The following is a 17945-nucleotide window of genomic DNA, read 5'->3' as shown; positions in this document are numbered from 1 at the left end:
AGGCGGCAATGATATCGGGAGGATCGAGATGGATCGGCGTTCGCTGCTGACGGGTGCGGGCCTCGGCGCGGTGGGAACCGCCGCCGCCTTTCCGACCCCGGCCCTCGCCCAGGCGGCACCCGAGGTGAAATGGCGGATGGCATCGAGCTATCCGAAGAGCCTCGACACGCTCTACGGAGCCGGCGCCTATATCGCCAAGCGCGTCGCCGCGGCGACCGACAACCGGTTTCAGATCCAGGTCTTCGCCGCCGGCGAGATCGTCGGCGGGCTCCAGGTCCTCGACGCGGTCGGCAACAGCACCGTGGAGTGCGGCTACACCCTGTCGAGCTTCTATATCGGCAAGGACCCGACCTTCATGTTCGAGGCCTCCGTGCCGTTCGGCCTCAATTCGCGCCACCACAATGCCTGGATGCTCCATGCCGGCGGGCTCCAGATGGTCCGTGCCTTCCTCGCCGACTACAACGTGGTCAACTTCCCCGCCGGCAATACCGGCGCCCAGATGGGCGGCTGGTTCAAGCGCGAGATCAACTCGGTCGAGGACCTGAAGGGGCTGAAGTTCCGGATCGCCGGGATGGGAGGGCAGATCCTCGCCCGGCTCGGCGTCGTGCCGCAGGTGCTCGCCGGCGGCGACATCTATCCGGCGCTGGAGCGCGGCGCACTCGACGCCGTCGAATGGGCCGGGCCCTACGACGACGAGAAGCTCGGCTTCATGAAGGTCGCCAAGTACTACTATTATCCGGGCTTCTGGGAGGGGACGGCGGGGCTCTCGCTCTACGCCAACAAGGACAAGCTCGCCGCGCTTCCCGACGCCTATCGCAACGTGCTGGAAGCGGCCTGCGCGGAGGCCAATCTCTGGTGCCTGTCGAAATACGACGCCGAGAACCCCGACGCCCTGCGCCGGGTCGTGGCCCAGGGCGCGGTGCTGAAGCCCTTCCCGCGCGAGGTGATGGAGGCGGCCTATCGCGAGGCCCAGAAGCTCTACGCCGAGATCGCCGCCAAGAACCCGAAATTCAAGGCGATGCACGATCACTGGAACGCCTTCCGCGAAAAGGAGCTGCAATGGTTCCGGATCGGGGAATTCCCGTTCGATTATTTCATCTATTCGCAGCGCGGCTGACGTGGGCGCGTCGACGGAGGACATATGCCGGTCGCCTTCGCCCGTGACGTGACGGGCCGCCTGCGCCTGAACGAGGCGGTGCCTCTCCTGTCCTTCGCCCTGATCGGCCTCTTCGGCTGGTCCTTCGTCGCGATCGCCGGCCAGGTCGTCGACGGCCACACGATGACGCTCGACCGCGCGATCCTCCTCGCCTTCCGGACGGCGGCCGATCCGGCGACGCCGATCGGGCCGGGCTGGGTGCGGGAGGCGGCGCGGGACCTGACGGGACTCGGCGGCAACACGATCCTGGTCCTGATCACGCTCTCGACCGTCATCTACCTCGCGCTCACGGGGCGCCGGCATGCGGCGCTCTTCGTCCTGGCCGCCATCGGCGGCGGGACGCTGATCTCGACCCTGCTGAAGATGGGCTTCGACCGGCCCCGGCCCGACATCGTGCCGCACGGCATGCAGGTCTACACGGCGAGTTTCCCGTCGAGCCACGCGATGCTCTCGGCCGTGACCTACCTCACGATCGGCGCGCTTCTCGCGCGCATTCACGCCTCGCTGCCGGTCAAGCTGTTCTTCCTCGCCCTCGCCGTGATCCTGACGCTCGCGATCGGCCTCTCGCGCCTCTATCTCGGCGTCCATTGGCCGAGCGACGTGCTGGCCGGCTGGTGCGTCGGGGCGGCCTGGGCCTGCCTGTGCTGGTACATAGCATTGCTGCTCCAGCGCCGCGGCCAGGTGGAACCGGAACGGGGGCGCGGCCCCGAAGTGCCTCCGGACGCGCCGCCGCCACGCTGAGGGTCGTCCTCAGCCGTCCTTGCGCGGGCGCTCGCCGGCGAGTTCGATCAGGTGGCCGAAGCGGTCGCGCTTCGAGGTGAGGTAGCGCGTGTTCTCGGCCGTCGTGCGGCCGAAGACGCGCTCGTGCGAGACCACCTGGATGCCGGACTTCGCGAGGGCCTCGATCTTGTCCGGGTTGTTGGTGATGAGCCGGACGCGCCGGATCCCGAGTTGCTCCAGCATCCGCGCGGCGAAGTCGAAGCGGCGCTGATCCGGGCCGAAGCCGAGCATCTCGTCGGCGTCGTAGGTGTCGTAGCCCTGGGCCTGGAGCTTGTAGGCGCGGATCTTGTTGGCGATGCCGTTCCCGCGCCCCTCCTGGTCGAGATAGAGCAGCACGCCGCCACCCTGCTCGGCCATGTAGCGGACGCTCGTGCGGAGCTGGTCGCCGCAATCGCATTTGAGCGAGCCGAACAGATCCCCCGTGAGGCACGCCGAATGGAGGCGGATGATGACCGGCTCGGCCGGGTCGGGCTTGCCGACGATGATCGCGACCTGGTCCCGGAGCCCCTCGCCCCCGCGGAAGACCACGAACTCCGTCTCGTGCGCATCGGCGAGCGGGACCGGCGAGCGCGCCACCATGACGAGATCGCGCACGCGGTCCGCGCGGTAGCCGTGCACCGCCGAGGCGGCGACCCGCAGGACCGACGCATCCGCCGCGACGGACGGCCCGAGCGGGATCACGACGATGGCCGGGAGAGAGAGGGCGAGCCGCGCGAGTTCGAGCGCGTCCTCGTCGAGCGCCTCGGTCGCATGGACCGGCGCATCGACGCGCGCATCGATCTCGAAGGCGAGCGTCGCGATGCGGGCAGGGTCGACGGAGGGCAGGGCGACCGCGCCGTTACCCTCGCGCTGGAGACCGAGGCGGCGCAGCCGGGCGGCCGGCAGCACGAGCCGGGCCGCGCCCGCCGCGATGACGTCGAGCTCGGCGGCGCGCTCGGGCGTCAGATCCTCGAGGCCCTGGACGAGAATGCTCCCGCGTTCCTGCCCGTCGAGCAGGACGGGGCGGCCCATCCGCATTTCGGCGATGGCGCGCTCGACGCTCGTGCGCTCGTGGGGCTCGGACAGGCTGAGGGTCAGACGCATGAAGGGGATATGGACTCGCGACCGCGCCGGGACAACCGACGGGCGGCGCAGGGCTGGCTCTCCTAGGGACGAGGCCGGCGCGCGGCGAACGTATACCAACGGCCGACACGATATCGCCGGGATGACGAAGTGGTGTATAGTTCCTCCCTTCAATACACATCAGGAGCGGGGAATGCGCACCAACATTGAGATCGACGATCTCCTGATGAGCGAGGCGATGGCCGTATCCGGCGCGCGGACGAAGAAGGAAACCGTCGAAATCGCCCTGAGGGAGCTGCTGTCCTCGCGGCGACAGAGACAGGCGATCGAAGACATGCTCGGCCTGGGGTGGGACGGCAACCTCGACGAGATGCGTGCCGAACGCGACATCCTCAGCCGATGATCCTCGTCGACAGCTCGGTCTGGATCGCCCTGCTCAGATCGCAGAACACGGCGGCGGTGACGCGGCTTCGAAGCCTGATCGATCCAGGCTCGATCATCGTGGGGGACCTGATCCTCCTCGAAATCCTGCAGGGCGCTCGCGACGACCCCCATGCCGCGAGGCTGGAGCGACACCTGCGCCGGTTCCCGATCGTCGCCATGCTGGACGAGGAGATCGCCGTCGAGGGCGCGCGGCTCTACCGACGGCTCAGGGCGTCAGGCGTGACCGTGCGCAAGACGGCCGACATCATCATCGGGGCCTTCTGCCTGCTGCGCGGCCATTCGCTGCTGCATGACGACCGGGATTTCTCGCTCATGGCGCCGGTCATCGGCCTGCGCTGCGTCTGACGCGCAGCGGCACCGAGCGATCTGCTCAGCTGATCCGCCCCCTTGCGGCCACCGGGATCTCTCCCACCACCTGTCCGCCGCGCGTCGCGACGAGCCGGTCCATCAGGTTCACCACCACGCAGACATGGTTCGGGACGACGCTCACGACGTCCCCCACGTCCGGCGGCGCGGCGCAGCGCGAGAGGTCGAGGAAGCCGTGCTCCTCGGCGAAGGCGTGGATGCGCGCCTCGGGATGCTCGACGATGAGGCCGAACCCGTCGAGCTTGCCGGTGTCGGACGACAGGGTCTTCGAGCCGGAATCGAGGATGCCGCGTGTCGCGCCGCCCCGGCTGACCACGGTCGCGACGATCGTCAGCGCGCAATCCTCGAGCGTCGCCGCGCCCGCCGCCATCATCATCCGGTCGTTGAAGACATAGGTGCCGGCCCGGTGCTCGGTCGTGCCGGCGACGCGGCCGAGATCGCGCAGATTCGGCGTGCCCCCGGTCGAGACGATGCGCGGCTCGAGGCCGAGCGCGCGGGCGCCGGCCGTCGCCTCGTCGAGGAAGGCCTGGGCCCCTTCGACCCCGCCCTCCGGCGGGTAGAGGAGGAAGCCCGCGAAGTCGAGACGGCCGGTGGCCTTGATCGCCTCCATCAGCGCCACGGCCTCGGCCGGCGTCTCGACCCCGGCGCGCCTGCGGCCGGTATCGCATTCGATGACGATCTGCAGGCTGCGCCCGGCCTGGCGTGCCGCCTCCGCCACGGCTGCGACCGTGACCGGATTGTCGGCGGCGACGATGGGCTCCGCCCGCTGGGCGAGCCGGGCGAGGCGCCTGATCTTCTCCTCGCCGAGGATGTTGTAGCTGATCAGGATGTCGGAGAATCCGGCCTCGGCGAAGATCTCGGCCTCGCCGAGCTTCTGGCAGGTGATGCCCTCCGCGCCGGCGGCCTTCTGCATCGCGGCGATGACCGGGCTCTTGTGCGTCTTGATATGCGGCCGGTTCGCGATCCCCGCCGCCCGGCAGCGCTCCTGGAGCCGCGCGATGTTGCGGTCGACCCGGTCGAGATCGACCACCGCGCAGGGTGTGCCGTAATCGCGCGCGATCGTCTCGGGAAGCGTGAGGGGGGCTGAGGTCATCGCGGGCTCCGGAAGGCTCGTCGCTCCCGCTTCTTTCCGTGAAACGGGGCGAAGTCGAGTCGTGCGCCTCTCACCCGCCGGCCATCGCCGCATCCAGCACCCGCGCGACATGGAGCGCCTCGCGGCCGGTCCCGTCATGGATCTGGTGGCGGCAGCTCGTGCCGTCGGCGACGACGAGGTCGTCCTCCCCCGCCGCCCGCACGGCCGGCAGGAGGGACAGTTCCCCCATCGCGAGCGAGACGTCGATGGTGTCGCGACCATAGCCGAAGGCGCCCGCCATGCCGCAGCAGGAGCTTTCGATCGGCTTGACCGTGAGGCCCGGCACGGCCCGCAAAACCGTCTCGACCGCGCCCATCGCGCCGAACGCCTTCTGGTGGCAATGGCCGTGAAGATGGGCGACGCGCCCGCCCTGGTCGGCGGCGGGGAGCGTGACCGTTCCCGCGGCGAGATCGGCGGCCAGGGCCTCCTCGAACAGGAGGGCGGCCTCCGCCAGCGGCTTCGCCTCGTCCTTCGGCAGGAGCGCCGTGAACTCGTCGCGGAAGGTGAGGAGGCAGGAGGGTTCGAGCCCGACGACCCGGGCGCCCTTCGCGACGAAGGGCGACAGCGCATCGAGCGTCCGGCGCGCCTCGGCCCGCGCCTCGTCCACCATGCCGGCCGAGAGATAGGTCCGCCCGCAGCAGAGCGGCCGCCCGCCGCCCTTCGCCTCGACGCGGTGGAGGCGATAACCGGCAGCCGTGAGGACGCGCGTCGCGGCGGCGAGGTTCTCGGGCTCGTAATAGCGGTTGAAGGTGTCGCCGAAGAGGACGAGGTCGCGCCCGTCCCCGATCACCGCCTCGGGCCGGGCGGGCTCGCCCGTCTCCCGCCAGGGCTTGCCCCAGCGCGGCAGGGTCCGGCGCGAGGAAAGGCCGAGCCAGGCCTCGGTCGCTTTCGCGATGGGCCCGATCCGGTCGCGAAGGTTCAGGAGCGGCGCGAGCTTCGCCGCGATCGGCGCGTAGCGCGGCAGATGGGCGATGAGCCTGTCCTTCAGCGGCAGGCCGTGCTCGGCATGGTAGTGATTCAGGAACTCGATCTTCATCCGCGCCATGTCGACGCCCGTCGGGCATTCGTGGCGGCAGCCCTTGCAGGAGACGCAGAGATCGAGGGTCGCCTTCATCGCGGGGGAGGTGAAGGCGCCCGGCCCGAGCTGCCCCGAGATCGCGAGCCGCAGCGAGTTCGCCCGGCCCCGCGTCAGATGCTGCTCCTCGCCCGTGACGCGCCAGGACGGGCACATCGTGCCGCCGGCCATCTTCCGGCAGGTGCCGTTGTTGTTGCACATCTCGACGGCGCCGCCGAAGCCGCCCCAATCGGACCAGTCGAGCGCGGCGCGCTTCGGCTCGGCGACGGCGTAGCCGGGCGGGAAGCGCATCAGGGAGCGGTCGTCCATCCGGTGCGGTCGGACGATCTTGTTCGGGTTCAGCCCGTTCGTCGGGTCGAAGGCGTCCTTGACCTCCTCGAAGGCCGAGACAAGGCGGCGGCCGAACATCCGCTCGTGGAATTCGGAGCGCGAGATGCCGTCGCCGTGCTCGCCCGAATGGGAGCCCTCGAAGCGGCGGACGAGGTCGCAGGCCTCCTCCGCGATGGCCTTCATCGCCGAGACGTCCCCCGCCTCCTTCATGTTGAGGATCGGCCGCACGTGCAGGCAGCCGACGGAGGCATGGGCGTACCAGGTGCCGCGCGTGCCGTGGCGGGCGAAGAGGTCGGTGATGGCGCTCGTGTAATCGGCGAGATGCGCGAGGGGCACCGCGCAATCCTCGATGAAGGAGATCGGCTTCCCCTCCCCCTTCATCGACATCATGATGTTGAGGCAGGCCTCGCGCACATCCCAGACCGGCTTCTGCCGCGCCGGCTCGACGACCTCGACCACGGCATTCGGGAAGCCGTGATCGGCCATGCAGGCATCGAGGCGCTTCAGGTCCCGCTTCAGACCGTCGAGATCGGCCCCCGCGAATTCCACGAGAAGGAGGCAGTTGGGCCGGCCGCGCGTGATGTCGGCGAGCGTGCGCCGGAAGAGCGGGATGTCGGCGCCCAGAACCAGCACGTTCTCGTCGACGAGCTCGACCGCGACGGGGCCGAGCGCGACGAGGTGCTGCGTCGTCTCCATCGCGGAGCGGAACGAGGGAAAGTGGCAGACGCCCATCACGCGATGGGTCGGCAGCGGCGAGAGCTTCAGCGTCACCGCCGTCGTCAGGGCCAGCGTGCCCTCGGAGCCGACGAGGAGGCTCGCGAGGTTCGGCTGCGCCGGCAGCAGCGCGTCGAGATTGTAGCCGCCGACGCGGCGCTGCACCTTCGGGAAGACCCGCTCGATCTCGGACCGCTCCCGATCGGCGAGGCGGACCATGCGGTCGGCGAGGTCGCCCGCATCCTGTGATCCTGTGATCCCTGGATCATTGTCTCCCCGGATCCCGGCCCGGATCGCCTGCCCGTCCTCCAGCAGCGCCTCGATGGCGAGGACGTTGTCGACCATCTTGCCGTAGCGGATGGAGCGGGCGCCGCAGGAATTGTTGCCGGTCATGCCGCCGATGGTGCAGCGGCTCGCGGTCGAGGGCTCGACGGGGAAGAACAGCCCGTCCTTGCGGAGGCGCGTGTTCAGGTGTTCGAGCACGAGACCGGGCCGGACCTTCGCCGTGCCGGCCGTCGGGTCGTACTCCTCGACCGCGTTGAAGTGCCGGCTGAAATCGAGCACCAGCCCGGACCCGATCGGCTGGCCGTTCTGCGAGGTGCCGCCGCCCCGCGCGATCACGGGCACGCCCGCCTCCCGCGCGATGCCGAGCGCGGCGGCGACGTCGTCCCGCGTCTTCGGGAAGGCGACGCCCGCCGGGATGATCTGGTAGATCGAGGCATCCGTCGCGTAGCGCCCGCGCGTGAAGGCGTCGAACCGCACCTCCCCTTCGAGCGCGTTGACGAGCCGGCGCTCGAGCGCCGTGTCGCGGGAGAGGGTCATCGGACCGCCTTTCGCGCGCCTGATCCCTCCCCGCAGGGGAGGGCCGAGTCGCTCCGAAGGAGCGATCCGGGGTGGGGACGACCCGCCCGCGGCAGCACCCCACCCCGGTCGGCTGGCGCCGACTCGCCCTCCCCTGAAGGGGAGGGATCACGCAGCCGCTCCCCGCGAGGCCGAAAGTGGGATGCTCTGGCGGGGGCGGGACGATTGACCATCCCCTAGCAATACCGGATCACTGGCCAAGTGAAAGAGAACGGCATCTTGAGGAGACGCCTGTGAGCTATCAGCCCGGCCGCCATTTCCTGCAGATTCCGGGGCCGACCAACACGCCCCTCCCCGTCCTCGCCGCCATCGCGAAGCCGACCATCGACCATCGCGGCCCGGAATTCGGCAAGCTCGGCCTCGAGGTCCTCTCCGGCATCAAGACCATCTTCAAGACGGAGAGCCCGGTCGTCATCTACCCGGCCTCCGGGACGGGAGCCTGGGAGGCGGCGCTCGTCAACACGCTGTCACCCGGCGACCGCATCCTGATGGTCGAGACCGGCTGGTTCTCGACCCTCTGGAGCCGCATGGCGAAGAAGCTCGGCCTCGAGGCGGAGGTGATCCCCGGCGATTGGCGCCACGGGGTGGATGCCGCCGTCATCGGAGCCAAGCTCGCCGAGGACAAGGCGAAGGCCATCAAGGCGGTCTGCGTCGTCCATAACGAGACCTCGACGGGCGTGACCTCGGGCGTCGCGGCCGTGCGGAAGGCGATCGACCAGGCCGGGCATCCGGCCCTTCTCCTCGTCGACACGATCTCGTCGCTCGGCTCGATCGACTACCGGCACGACGAATGGGGCGTCGACGTCACGGTCGGCGGCTCGCAGAAGGGGCTGATGCTGCCGCCCGGCCTCTCCTTCAACGCCGTCTCGGACAAGGCCCGCGCCGCCGCGAAGGCCGCGACGCTGCCGCGCTCCTTCTTCGACTGGGAGGAGATGATCGCGATCAACGGCAAGGGCTACTTCCCCTATACGCCCTCGACCAACCTGCTGCAGGGCCTCAAGGTCGCGATCGAGATGCTGCATGCGGAGGGCCTCGACAACGTCTTCGCCCGCCACGACCGCGCGGCCGAGGCGACGCGCCGCTGCGTGCGCCATTGGGGCTTCGAGATCCAATGCGCGAATGCGGCCGAGTATTCCTCCGCGCTGACCGCCGTGCGGCTGCCCGAGGGGCATTCCGCGGACGCCCTGCGTGCGACGATCCTCGAGCGCTCCAACATGTCCCTCGGCAACGGGCTCGGACCGCTCGCCGACAAGGTCTTCCGCATCGGCCATCTCGGCGATTTCCACGAGCTCATGGTCACGGGCGTCCTGACCGGCGTCGAGATGGGCCTCGCCGCCTGCGGCATCCCGCACAAGCCGGGCGGGGTCCAGGCGGCGATGGACTACCTCGGCGGCAACGCGGCCCGGATGGCGCAAGCGGCGGAGTGACGAGGGGGCCGTCCTTGCGAGGAGGCGAAGCCGACGAAGCAACCGAGGGGCCCTGTGCTCCGACGGTCCGGATGGCTTCGCTGCGCTCGCAAAGACGGTTCGGTGCCCGAGGGACGATCAGGTTTCGGCGGTAGAACGGGCCAGCCCGGCCAGGACGATGGGAGGACATCGATGAGGTTCATCCACCTTGCGGGCGCGGCGGCGCTCCTGCTGCTCGGCACGGCCGCCTCGGCCCAGGCCCAGACCTGCGCCGCCCTCGCCGGCCAGAAGATCGACGACGTCAACCTCCTGTCCTCGACGGAGGTGCCGGCGGCGGGCGACCTGCCCGGCTATTGCCGCGTGCTCGGCTATGTCCGTCCCGCGATCAATTTCGAGATCCGGCTGCCGGTGCAGAACTGGAACGGCAAGTTCTACATGGCCGGCTGCGGCGGCTTCTGCGGACGCCTCCTCAGCGACAGCCCCGGCTTCACCAACGCGATGAATCACGGCCTGCGCCGCAACTACGCCGTCGCCACCATGGATGGCGGCCATTGGGGCGCGAGCGTGGTGGATGGCCGCTGGGCCGAGAACAACCTCGTCGCCCGCATGGATTGGGGCCAGCGCGCCGTGACCGAGACCGCGAAGGTCGGCAAGGCCATGGTCGCCGCCTTCTACGGCAAGCCGCAGACGAAGGCCTATTTCGCCGGCTGCTCGACCGGCGGGCGCATGGCCGCGATGGAGGCCTCGCGCTTCCCGAAGGATTTCGACGGCATCATCTCCGGCGCGCCGGCGCTCGACTATACCGGCCTCGTCGCGACCTTCTTCGCCTGGACGGCCAAGGCCAATCTCGGCGCGGACGGCAAGCCCATCATCACCGCCGACAAGGCGAAGTTCATCGGCCGCGAAGTCTATGCCGCCTGCGACGAGGCCGACGGCGTCAAGGACGGCGTGATCGCCGACCCGCGCAAATGCGACTTCAAGCCGGCCGCGCTCCAGTGCAAGGCGGGCCAGAACTCCGAATGCCTGACCGAGACGGAGGTCGGCGCGCTGACGAAGATCTACCAGGGTCCGAAGGACAGCCGGGGCCGCCAGCTCTATCCCGGCGGCGTGCCGCTGGGCTCCGAGCCCCATTGGGCCCGCTGGATCACGGGCGCGGGCGCGGCGCCCGCGATCCTGCCGCTCTTCGGCCAGGACTTCATCCGCTACATGGCCTTCGATCCGGCGGCCGGCTCGGCCTTCAAGATCACGGATTTCGACTTCGACAAGGATCCCGCCCGCATGGGCTCGATGGCGCGCGTCTACAACGCGGCGACCTTCGATCCCGACAAGCCGGCGGAGGTGCAGGGCGCCGACCTCTCCGCCTTCAAGGCCGCCGGCGGCAAGATCCTGTTCTATCACGGCTGGGGCGACCCGCTCGTCACGCCCTTCCTCACGGTCGATTATTACGAGGCGCTGTCCAGGAAGGCCGGCGGCGACGCGAAGGATTTCGCACGCCTCTTCATGGTGCCCGGCATGGACCATTGCGGCATCGGCCAGGACGGGCCGGGCATCGCCGATACCGGCATCGACCCGCTGACGGCGCTCGAGCGCTGGGTCGAGCAGGGCCAAGCGCCGGACCAGATCGAGATGAGGAAGGTCGCGGGCGGCCGGACGCTCTGGGCACGCCCGGTCTGCGCCTATCCGCAGGTCGCCAAGTACAAGGGCTCCGGCGACGCGAAGGACCCAGCGAACTTCGCCTGCGCGGCGCCGTGAGGGGCGCGAACCCGTCTCCTTGCGGGTAGCTCGCTCCCTTCTCCCCTTGCGGGAGAAGGTGGCCCTGCGTAGCAGGGTCGGATGAGGGGTGGAGACTCCACGTCGACCGAGGTGTTTCACCCCTCATCCGTCCCCCGGGACAAGCCCGGGGGCCACCTTCTCCCGCAAGGGGAGAAGGAAGCCGGGTTGGAATCCATGACCACACACGAGGGCGCCGAAGCCTGGCGCATCCCGCCGGGCGCCTATCGCGAGACGCGAACCAAGGACGCCGCGATCGGCGCGCCGGCCTCGCGCTATCTCACCATGCGCGACGGCTGCCGGCTCGCGATCGATCTCTACCTGCCCGAGCGCTTCGACGGCGAGACGAGGCGGGTGCCGACCATCCTGATCCTCACGCCCTATTACCGCCGCTTCATGCTCGCGCCGGGTTCGGCCTCCGAACCCTCGCCCAATGCCGGCAAGTATCGCGACGCCTTCGTGCCCTACGGCTACGCCGTCGTCGTCGTCGACACGCGCGGCACGGGGGCGAGCTTCGGCACGCGCGACAGCTTCCGCTCGCCCCGCGAGCGCGAGGATTCGCGCGAGATCGCCGACTGGATCGTCTCCCAGCCCTGGTCGGACGGGACGATCGGCTCGACCGGCATCTCCTATCTCGGCGCGGGCGCCGACTTCCTCGCCGCGACCGGCCATCCGGCCGTGAAGGCGATCGCGCCGCTCTTCTCGGTCTGGGACACCTATGCCGACAACTACTATCCGGGCGGCATCCTGCTGACGGGCCTGACGCGCGTCTACGACGAGATCATGATCGGCCTCGATCACGACCGGCGGGACGTGCTGAAGCAATTCGCCTATTTCTCGGACCCGACCTTCGAGGGCCCGCAGCCGGTCGACGACGACCCGGACGGCCTCCTCGTGCGCGAGGCCGTTCGCGAGCATCTCGGCAATTTCCGGCAGACGGACTTCATGGCCGAGTTCCGCTACCGGGACGATGCCCTCCCCTACGACTCCTCGTTCACCTCGGCGAGCTTCAGCCCTTATTCGGTCCGCGACGGCATCCGGCCGGAGGTCGCGATCTACTCGGTCTCGGGCTGGCGGGACGGCGCGGGCTATGCGAACGGCGCCATCGCGCGCCACCTGACGCTGACCGACAACCCCCGCCATCTCCTCCTCGGCCCCTGGGACCACGGCGCCCGGATCGATACCTCGCCCTGGCGCCGCAACACCGAGCCGGGCTTCCCCTGGCTCGCCGAGCTGCTGCGCTTCTTCGACCATTACCTGATGGGCCGCGAGACCGGGCTCGACGCCGAGGCCAAGGTCCACGCCTTCGCCATGCACGAGGAGGCCTGGCACGCGGCGGAGGCGTGGCCGCCGACGCGGCAGACGCGGGTTTTCGGGCTCGCGGATGGCGGGAGGCTTGGAGCCTTCCCGTCGGGTCCTGATCCCTCCCCGCAGGGGAGGGCCGAGTCGACGCGGAGCGTCGAGCCGGGGTGGGGAGAACCCGGCTGCGGCGCCCCACCCCGGTCGGCTGACGCCGACTCGCCCTCCCCTGCGGGGAGGGATCGCAGCCTCGCCACCGTCCAGGTCGATTTCTCGCTCGGCACCGGCGCGGGCACGCGCTACGAGCGCATCGCGGGGATCGACAGCCGGGACTACTATCCCGACTGGACGGAGCGTGTCGCCCGCCTCTCCGGATGGGAGAGCGGGCCGTTCCCGGAAGCGCTGACGCTGACGGGCCACGCCCTCGTCGACCTGACGCTGGCATCGAGCGAACCCGACGCCGCGCTCTTCGTCTACATCACCGAGATCGAGGCGGACGGGACCGCCCGCTACGTCACCGAAGGGCTGCTCCGCGCCCTGCACCGGGCCGAGACGCCCTGCCCGCCCGCCTACCGCACGAGCTGGCCGTTCCGGACCTTCGCCCGCACGGATGCGAAGCCCCTCGTGCCGGGCGCCTTCGAGCGCATCCGCATCCCCTGCCTGCCGGTCTCCTGGCGGATCGCGGCGGGAAGCCGGCTGCATCTTTCGATCGCCGGGGCGGATGCGGACCATTGCGGGCAGGTGCCGCACGGCCGCCCGCCCCTCCTCACGCTCGATCTCGCGCGCTGCTCCTTGGAACTGCCGGTCGCGCCCTGACGCGACCGGCCCCGCGATCAGTTCGCGGCGAGCGTGCAGCCGCCTTCGGACAGAGGCCGGAACGCATCCTGCCCGGAGACCGTGGAGAGGCGCTTGTAATAATCGTAGGGCCCCTTCGACTCGCTCGGCTTCTTGATCTGGAACAGGTGCATGTCGTGGAGCTTGCGTCCGTCCGAGCGGATGCTGCCCTTGCCGAAGAGGATGTCCTCGGTCGGCAGCGTCTTCATGGCCTGGACCGACGCGGCACCATCCGTCCGCTTCGCCTCCGGCATGGTCTCGAGCGCCTTCAGGTAGTGCTGAAGCCCCGCATACACGCCGGCATGGACCATGGTCGGCATCTGGCCGCCGTTCTTCGCCGCCACCCGCTCGGACCAGGCCCGGGTCTCGGGATTCTGGTCCCAGTAGAACGGCGAGACCAGCGTCATGCCCTGCGTCACCTCGAGGCCGAGGGCATGGACGTCCGAGATGAACATGAGGAGGGCCGCCACCTGCTGGCCGCTCTGCGTCACGCCGAATTCGGCGCTCTGCTTGATGATGTTGACGAGATCGCCGGCCGAGGTCGCGAGGCCGACGACCTGCGCCTTCGAGCCCTGGGCCTGCAGGATGAGCGAGGAGTAATCCGTCGTCGCGAAAGGATGCAGCACCTGCCCGACGACCGTGCCGCCTTCACGCTTCACGGCGGCGCTCGTGTCCCTCTGCAGGGCATGACCGAAGCTGTAATCGGCGGTGATGAAGAACCAGGACTTGCCGCCGGCCCGCACGGTGGCGCGGCCGAGCGCGTTGCCGAGCGCCCAGGTATCGTAGGTCCAGTGGACGGTGTTGGGCGTGCAGCGCGCGCCGGTGAGATCCGCCGTGCCGGCGCCCGAGGCGATGAGCACCTTGTTGCCCTGCCGGGCGAGATCGTGCACCGCGAGCGCGACGGACGAGGTCTGCACGTCGAAGATGGCCTGCACGCCCTCCTGGTCGAACCAGCGGCGCGCGATGGCGGCGCCGATATCGGGCTTGTTCTGGTGATCGGCCGTCACGACCTCGACCACGGCACCCGGATTGGCCTTCTGATAATCCTCGGCCGCGAGCTGGGCGGCGACGACGGACCCGCGCCCTCCGAGAGCCGCCCCGATCCCGGATTGATCGTTCAGGACGCCGATCTTGACCTTGACCTGAGCCTGCGCAACCGCGCTCCCCGCGATCGCCAACGCGACCGCGAGCCCAAACACCCCTACCCTCATTCCGTTTCCCCTGTTGTCGCGCCCTGTCCGTTTGTCGGGCGCTATGAAAAAATCAAACCGCCATTCACGTCGAGCACGGCGCCGCTCATATAGCTTGCGGCCGGCGAGCAGAGGAAGGCGATCGGCCAGGCGATCTCCTCGGGACGGCCCATCCGGCCTGCCGGCACGCGGTCGGCCGTGAAGGGCTGTCCGGCGAGCATGTCGGTTTCGATGCTGCCCGGCGCGATGCCGTTGACCCCGACGCCGCGCGGCGCTCCACGCTGCGCGAACCAGCGCACCAGCGTGTGAACGGCTCCCTTCGAGCCGGCATAATGCGGCCCGGCCTGCATCCCGCCCATCCGCCCCGACGCCGATCCGACGAACACGACGCGCCCGGAACCCCGCTCGCACATCCCCGGGAAATAGGCGCGCAGGATGTTGAGGCCGCCCTTGACGTTGACGGCCATCACCCGCTCGAACGAGGCATCCCAGCCGTCATCCAGCCAATCGTCGAAGGGCAGGATGCCGGCGGCCAGCACGATCGCGTCGACCTGGGGCAGTGCCTCCTGAAGAGCCGCGACCGACGCCCGGTCGGTCACGTCGCAGCGCATCGCCGTCGCTCGGTCGCCGAGCGACGCCACGAAGTCGGGATCGATCGCACCGACATCGGTCAGGACGACATGCGCGCCCTGCGCGGCCAAAGCGACGGCGCTCGCGCGCCCGATTCCCCCGGCCGCTCCCGTGAGAAGCACCGTCTGCCCGTCGAGTCGAAAGAAGTTTTCCATGGGTCGATGCAAGAGCCGATCGACCCTCGATAATCAAGCCTCGACGCGCTCCCGCAGGATGTCAGCCGGGCAGATCAGGCCACGCCGCCGATCATCGATCCCGGCTAGAGGCAGCGCCCACGCGCAGTCTGTTCTCCACGAAGTCGGCCCGTTCCGCGACGGAGGCGCACGGAAGTTCGACGAGATCGTAGCCGCAATCGCGATAGACCTTCAGCATCGCCTCGAAGGTCCGGACGGCCTCGTCGAAATCCTGCCTCCGCTCGCCATCCTGCACGAAGATCTCCCGCCACGGTGGGGCGACGAAGACGGGCTGCCCATAGCGGAAACGCCGCGCGGCCTCCTCCATATGGGGCGGCACCGGCAGGCCGCAGAGCCGGAGATAGCCGATCACGTCCGGCACGCCGCGGTCGAACAGGACCGGTCCCGCGAGGTCCTCCGCCGCGCGGTGGGAGCGCATCTCGAAGGCGAGCATGGCCTCCGCGAAGAGCGCGCGATCGGCCCAGGGCAGCGCCTGCCCGCCGATCGCCATCTGATCGCGGATGATGGCCCGGCCCGCCTCCGGCATCGTGACATGGCCTCGCGCGGCGAGCCGGTCGATCAGCGTCGTCTTGCCCGAGCCGGGACCGCCGGTGAGCACGACGAAGCGGGATGTTGGATCGCTCGAGGTGGGGACCACGTCCAGGCCGTTCGCACGGAGAGCAGGCCGTGACCGCACGACCGGTTTTCCGCGGCGTGCTCAAAAAAGAAGCCCGCCGGAGCGGGCTTCGATGATCGATGGTCGGGTCAGGCCGTCGGCTGCGGCTCGAGGCCCGGCGGCTCGTTGCGGGGACGCGGGCGCCCCGTGCTCGGGACGGCCGAGCCGCGCCGGGGCGGCGGCTCGCTCGCGTCGCGGATCGGCGGCTTGCCGTCGATCAGGTCGCGGATCTCGTCGCCGCTCAGCGTCTCGTATTCGAGGAGGCCCTGGGCCAGAACCTCGAGGTCGTTGTTCTTCTCCTCGAGAATGCGGCGCGCCTCGATGAGGCCGGTCTCGACGAGGCGGCGGACCTCCGAATCGATCTTCTGCGCGGTGGCCTCGGAGATGTTCTGCTGCCGGTTGACCTGCATGCCGAGGAAGACCTCGTCGTTGTTCTCGCCATAGGCGACGGTGCCGAGCTCGGGCGAGAAGCCCCAGCGCGTGACCATCATCCGGGCGAGACGGGTCGCCTGATCGATGTCCGACTGAGCGCCCGACGTGACCTTGTCGTGGCCGAAGATCATCTCCTCGGCGACGCGGCCGCCCATCATGATGGCGAGACGGGAGGTCATCTGCTCGAAGGACATGGACAGCTTGTCCCGCTCGGGGAGCTGCATGACCATGCCGAGCGCGCGGCCGCGGGGGATGATGGTCGCCTTGTGCACCGGGTCGGTCGCGGGGACGTTGAAGGCGACGACGGCGTGGCCCGCCTCGTGATAGGCGGTCAGCCGCTTCTCGTCGTCGGACATGACGAGCGTGCGGCGCTCGGCGCCCATCATCACCTTGTCCTTGGCGTCCTCGAACTCGGTCATCGTGACGATGCGCTTGCCGCGCCGCGCCGCGAGCAGCGCCGCCTCGTTGACGAGGTTCATGAGGTCGGCGCCGGAGAAGCCGGGCGTGCCGCGGGCAAGGGTGCGCAGGTCGACATCCGGCGCCAGCGGCACCTTGCGGACGTGGACGCGCAGGATCTTCTCGCGGCCGACGACGTCCGGGTTCGGGACGACGATCTGACGGTCGAAGCGGCCCGGACGCAGGAGCGCGGGGTCGAGCACGTCGGGGCGGTTCGTCGCCGCGATGATGATGATGCCTTCGTTGGCCTCGAAGCCGTCCATCTCGACGAGGAGCTGGTTCAGGGTCTGCTCGCGCTCGTCGTTGCCGCCGCCGAGGCCGGCGCCGCGATGGCGGCCGACCGCGTCGATCTCGTCGATGAAGATGATGCAGGGCGCGTTCTTCTTGGCCTGGTCGAACATGTCACGCACGCGGCTCGCGCCGACGCCGACGAACATCTCGACGAAGTCCGAGCCCGAGATCGTGAAGAAGGGCACGTTCGCCTCGCCCGCGACGGCGCGCGCGATGAGCGTCTTACCGGTGCCGGGCGGGCCGACGAGAAGGCAGCCGCGCGGGATGCGCCCGCCGAGCCGCTGGAACTTCTGCGGGTCGCGCAGGAACTCGACGATCTCCTGGAGGTCGTCCTTGGCCTCGTCGACGCCGGCGACGTCCTCGAAGGTGACGCGGCCATGCGCCTCGGTGAGGAGCTTCGCCTTGGACTTGCCGAAGCCCATGGCGCGGCCGGCGCCGGACTGCATCTGGCGCGACAGGAAGATCCAGGCCCCGATGAAGACGAGGATCGGCAGCCAGTTCACGAGGAGCGCGATGAACCAGGGCGTCGATTCCCCGGCCGGGCGCGCGGTGATCTGGACGCCCTTCTGCTGCAGGCGGTTGATCAGGCCCGGATCGAACGGCGCATAGGTCGTGAAGGTCCGCCCGTCCGTATAGGTGCCGGAGATCTCGTTGCCGGAGATCGTCACGGTCGAGATACGGCCCGTCTCGGCATCCGTCAGGAGCTGGCTATAGGCGATGTCGCTGCCGCCGCCGCGCTGATTGGCGCCGCCTTGGAACAGCGTGACGAGCGCCAGAACCAGAAGAAAAATGATCACCCAGAGGGCGAAATTGCGAAAGTTCGGATTCATCGCGGTCCTGGAGGGCTCGACGGGGAGCCGGCGAACGT

14 protein-coding genes are annotated in these 17945 nt (G+C 69.5%); 7 read left to right on the top strand and 7 right to left on the bottom strand.

Annotation, left to right across the window (positions count from 1 at the left end; genetic code table 11):
* Positions 1-28: 28 nt before the first annotated feature.
* Together EV668_RS12755 and EV668_RS12750 are read left to right on the top strand one after the other, a co-directional pair.
* On the top strand, positions 29-1117 hold the full coding sequence (locus EV668_RS12755; RefSeq protein WP_133770583.1) for a TRAP transporter substrate-binding protein: 1089 nt from the start codon (positions 29-31) through the stop codon (positions 1115-1117).
* A gap of 24 nt (positions 1118-1141) precedes the next feature.
* Positions 1142-1897, top strand: a complete 756-nt coding sequence (locus EV668_RS12750; protein ID WP_133770581.1) for a phosphatase PAP2 family protein — start codon at positions 1142-1144, stop codon at positions 1895-1897.
* 9 nt (positions 1898-1906) lie between these two features.
* On the opposite strand, the gene ribA is transcribed toward EV668_RS12750, so the two are convergent.
* The gene (gene ribA, locus EV668_RS12745; RefSeq protein WP_133770579.1) at positions 1907-3019 is read right to left on the bottom strand and encodes a GTP cyclohydrolase II RibA; all 1113 of its coding nucleotides are present in this window, start codon (positions 3017-3019) and stop codon (positions 1907-1909) included.
* Between ribA and EV668_RS25755 the strand changes: the two genes are divergently transcribed.
* Both EV668_RS25755 and vapC read left to right on the top strand, forming a co-directional pair.
* On the top strand, positions 2904-3401 hold the full coding sequence (locus tag EV668_RS25755) for a type II toxin-antitoxin system VapB family antitoxin (protein WP_425359621.1): 498 nt from the start codon (positions 2904-2906) through the stop codon (positions 3399-3401). The two genes, ribA and EV668_RS25755, sit on opposite strands and share 116 nt — an antisense overlap.
* Positions 3398-3787, top strand: a complete 390-nt coding sequence (vapC, locus tag EV668_RS12735; protein ID WP_133770575.1) for a type II toxin-antitoxin system VapC family toxin — start codon at positions 3398-3400, stop codon at positions 3785-3787. Before EV668_RS25755 ends, vapC begins: the two co-directional genes overlap by 4 nt.
* A 25-nt stretch (positions 3788-3812) precedes the next feature.
* Here vapC and EV668_RS12730 read toward each other — a convergent pair whose 3' ends face one another.
* Positions 3813-4901, bottom strand: coding sequence for an alanine racemase (locus EV668_RS12730; protein WP_133770573.1), 1089 nt, complete (start codon positions 4899-4901; stop codon positions 3813-3815).
* A 70-nt stretch (positions 4902-4971) separates the two neighbouring features.
* A complete protein-coding gene (locus EV668_RS12725) occupies positions 4972-7881 on the bottom strand; it encodes an FAD-binding and (Fe-S)-binding domain-containing protein (protein WP_133770571.1) in 2910 nt (969 codons plus the stop codon).
* 272 nt (positions 7882-8153) lie between these two features.
* On the opposite strand from EV668_RS12725, the gene EV668_RS12720 reads away from it, so the two are divergent.
* From EV668_RS12720 to EV668_RS12710, 3 genes are all read left to right on the top strand, one after another.
* Positions 8154-9347: a pyridoxal-phosphate-dependent aminotransferase family protein gene (locus tag EV668_RS12720; protein ID WP_133770569.1), complete on the top strand. Its 1194-nt coding sequence runs from the start codon at positions 8154-8156 to the stop codon at positions 9345-9347.
* Positions 9348-9518: 171 nt separating this feature from the next.
* Positions 9519-11078 (top strand): tannase/feruloyl esterase family alpha/beta hydrolase, encoded by a 1560-nt coding sequence (locus EV668_RS12715; protein WP_166652447.1) that lies wholly within the window; start codon positions 9519-9521, stop codon positions 11076-11078.
* 195 nt (positions 11079-11273) lie between these two features.
* Entirely contained in the window at positions 11274-13211 is a 1938-nt protein-coding gene (locus EV668_RS12710) for a CocE/NonD family hydrolase (RefSeq protein WP_133770568.1), read from the top strand.
* Between the two features lie 17 nt (positions 13212-13228).
* Here the strand turns inward: EV668_RS12710 and EV668_RS12705 are convergent, their stop codons facing one another.
* From EV668_RS12705 to ftsH, 4 genes are all read right to left on the bottom strand, one after another.
* Entirely contained in the window at positions 13229-14428 is a 1200-nt protein-coding gene (locus EV668_RS12705) for an ABC transporter substrate-binding protein (protein WP_342636831.1), read from the bottom strand.
* 53 nt (positions 14429-14481) lie between these two features.
* On the bottom strand, positions 14482-15204 hold the full coding sequence (locus EV668_RS12700) for an SDR family NAD(P)-dependent oxidoreductase (RefSeq protein WP_133770564.1): 723 nt from the start codon (positions 15202-15204) through the stop codon (positions 14482-14484).
* A gap of 91 nt (positions 15205-15295) precedes the next feature.
* Positions 15296-15880 (bottom strand): AAA family ATPase, encoded by a 585-nt coding sequence (locus EV668_RS12695; RefSeq protein ID WP_133770562.1) that lies wholly within the window; start codon positions 15878-15880, stop codon positions 15296-15298.
* A 107-nt stretch (positions 15881-15987) separates the two neighbouring features.
* A complete protein-coding gene (gene ftsH / locus EV668_RS12690; protein ID WP_133770560.1) occupies positions 15988-17907 on the bottom strand; it encodes an ATP-dependent zinc metalloprotease FtsH in 1920 nt (639 codons plus the stop codon).
* Positions 17908-17945: the final 38 nt, after the last annotated feature.

This window comes from Enterovirga rhinocerotis, from assembly GCF_004363955.1.
Lineage (GTDB): Bacteria > Pseudomonadota > Alphaproteobacteria > Rhizobiales > Beijerinckiaceae > Enterovirga > Enterovirga rhinocerotis.
The sequence above is the reverse complement of the archived record's forward strand: the minus strand, read 5'-3'. Positions and strand labels throughout refer to the sequence as shown.